The 2,709-nt window shown below is 63.3% G+C and carries 3 protein-coding genes; 1 reads left to right on the top strand and 2 read right to left on the bottom strand.

Features of this window, described 5'->3' with window-relative positions; all coding sequences use genetic code 11:
- Positions 1-582 precede the first annotated feature (582 nt).
- On the bottom strand, positions 583-1,185 hold the full coding sequence (locus WA702_RS28155; protein ID WP_425113814.1) for an NADPH-dependent F420 reductase: 603 nt from the start codon (positions 1,183-1,185) through the stop codon (positions 583-585).
- A gap of 44 nt (positions 1,186-1,229) precedes the next feature.
- On the bottom strand, positions 1,230-1,964 hold the full coding sequence (locus WA702_RS28150) for an SDR family NAD(P)-dependent oxidoreductase (RefSeq protein ID WP_425113813.1): 735 nt from the start codon (positions 1,962-1,964) through the stop codon (positions 1,230-1,232).
- 270 nt (positions 1,965-2,234) lie between these two features.
- Between WA702_RS28150 and WA702_RS28145 the strand changes: the two genes are divergently transcribed.
- Positions 2,235-2,709, top strand: a 475-nt coding sequence (locus tag WA702_RS28145; protein ID WP_425113812.1) for a LysR family transcriptional regulator, incomplete at its 3' end; no start/stop codon positions are given.

The following is a 2,709-nucleotide window of genomic DNA, read 5'->3' as shown; positions in this document are numbered from 1 at the left end:
GCGCTCGGCTTGTGTCGTCGGGCAAATCAAGTCCACATTTCTCCGCGTCCCGGCTCGCAAGAGGGGCGTTTCGCGATCGTCACGAACGTCGAGCCTGGGATGCGGTGGGCGCGTCGGTTTGCAGCGTGATCTCAGATCATGCGGACGAACAAGCCGATGCGACGGTGAAATCGCGTGGTCCTGGCCTCCCGGTGCTGAGGTCAAGCCGAGCGGGGGATGATCCGCAAGGCGACGGGGGCAATCGAGCCGGTCCCCGGGGAGATCGCATATAAACCGTTCAAACCATTGCGCAGGGAAGGCCGGTTATTGGGCTGACCTGTGGTTCTGCCGCGTGCTTTTTGTTGCACGCGGACCGCGGGTATCAGCCGGTACCCGGTCTTCCCTGCGCCCTCTTTTCGAGACGAGGGCCGACCTGATCCAAAGCTCGGGCGCGATCTGCGCCGCGAGATCGCGAACTCACGCCTTCGCTGTTTGACAGGTTGAACAGATGACGCTTCCGCGGCCAGCAGGTGGTCGCGCGCTGCTCGATGAAATCAGCGCGCGCAACAGGTTCTCGGCATCGATCACAGGGGTGTCGATCGACTACTGCTGCTTCTTGAACAGATCCTGGAAGATGAGCGGTCCCCAAACGCGGCCGCGTGCGTGCACCAGCGCGCCACCCTCGTTGAGCTTGCCGAGCTTGACGGGTGCAAACCCGAGTTGCTTGGCCAAGGCCGCTACGGGCGCGATCGCGTCCTCGTCGTCGCTTGAAAGAAAGACCACGCGGTGACCGCCCTCGACGACCGGATCGGCAGCCAGGGTGGCCGCAGCCAGGTGATTGAAGCCTTTGACGAGCTTGGCGCCGGTGAACGCCTTGGCGACGAAGGCGGAGGAGGGCAGGCCGTCCAGCTCTTCAGGGGCAACGCCATAGGTGTTCGTCGCGTCGATGATCGTCTTGCCCTCCCAGCTCGGCAGCACCTTCGCAACCGCGCGGTGCTCGGCGAACGGGACCGCCAACATGATCGTGTCGGCCTCGAGTGCATCGCGCAGCGACTTGGCGACCACAGTGGGCCCAATCATCAGAGCCTGCGATGCCAACGCCTCAGGTGGGCGGCGGCTCGCGACGGCAACCTTGACATTTTGACGGGCGAAGGCGTGGGCGAGAGCCTGGCCTACCGCACCGAATCCTATAATCGCATAGCTCACGATAGTTCTCCGATCCATGTTGATAGTAATTTGCCGGCGCGATTTCAGATCGCCGAGAAGCCGCCGTCGACGGACAACTCCAGTCCATTCACGAAGCTCGAATCGTCTGAAGCGAGAAACAGCGCGGCCGCCGCAATTTCCTCGGGACGACCCATCTTTCCGCGCGGGATCAGGGCTTCGAACATCTGCTTCGCCTCTTCGGTGAGAACCTGGTCCTGCATCGGTGTGGCGATCGGTCCCGGATGCAGCACGTTGACCCGGATATTCCGGCCCTTCAGCTCGTTGAGCCACCCGCGCGCGAATGCGTGCAACGTCGCCTTGCTCGCCGCATAGACGCTGTAACCAGGAAAACCCTTGATCGAAGCAACTGACCCGGTCATGAAGATCGATCCGCCATCGTTGAACAGCGGCAAGGCCTTTTGCACCGTGAACAGGGTGCCGCGCGCATTCAGGCCGAAGGTCGTGTCGAAATGCTGCTCGGTGATTTCGCCGAGTGGGACGGCTTCGCCGATGCCGGCGCTCGCGTACAGGATGTCGATCTTGCCCTTGACCCGCTTCACCGTATCGAACAGGCGGTCGAGGTCGTCGAGATTGGCGGCATCGCCGCGCACGCCGGTCACGTTCCGGCCGATCAGCTTGACGGCCTCATCGAGCGCGTCCTGCCGACGGCCCGTGATGAACACGTACGCGCCTTCTTCGACGAACCGCTTGGCGCTCGCCAGCGCCATGCCGCTCGATCCACCCGTGATGACTGCAACCTTACCTTCAAGCTTTCCCATGACTTTCCTTCAAACTCCGTCTTCGGTCGCTCGGGGGTGCCCCGAGAACCTGGAGATGGGTCCGCCGGTGTCAGGGGTTGAGTGCGGAAGTGCGCACATCGGTGGTGCGAAATCGATCCGGCCGAACGACCATGTCGGCCCCGACGACCTGTGTCCGACGTTCGGAATGGGGCCGCAATCATCGACATCGGGCGCAATGATCGCCATATTGCGGTTCGAAGGGCTCGACACGGGCTTTGGAAGGCGCACCGCATGGTGCCGGATTGCACCATGATCGACTGGGATGACGTTCGTTATTTTCTCGCCGTCGCGCGCGGAGGCTCGGTGCGGGCCGCCGCCGAGCGCCTCGATGTGAACCACTCGACCGTGCTGCGACGTATCGGCCAGCTCGAGCAGCGCCTCGGGGCGCAGATGTTCGAAAAGCTGCCCTCGGGCTATCGCATGACGGCCGCGGGCGAGGAGGTCCTCGAATTCGCAGACCAGATGGAAGCGTCGTCACATCTGCTGGAGACGCGCGTCTTCGGGCGCGACCAGGGCGTGCGCGGGCTGCTGCGGGTGACGCTGGCACCGCCGCTCGCGACACACCTGCTGATGCCGGACTTCGCCGATTTCGCCCGCCTGCATCCGGACATCGAGATGGATATTTTGTCGTCCGGCGAGCTGGTCAATCTGACCAACCGGGAGGCCGACCTAGCGATCCGCGTCGTCTACGACCGCAAGACCCTGCCGCTCAATCTTCACGGCC

The organism is Bradyrhizobium sp., assembly GCF_049798375.1.
Lineage (GTDB): Bacteria > Pseudomonadota > Alphaproteobacteria > Rhizobiales > Xanthobacteraceae > Bradyrhizobium.
Note: the sequence above shows the minus strand (reverse complement) of the source record. Positions and strands in the feature narration are given on the sequence as shown.

Excerpts from the sequence above, each read along its gene's own strand:
- WA702_RS28150 (WP_425113813.1), bottom strand. The coding sequence starts at position 1,964 with ATGGGAAAGCTTGAAGGTAAGGTTGCAGTCATCACGGGTGGATCGAGC.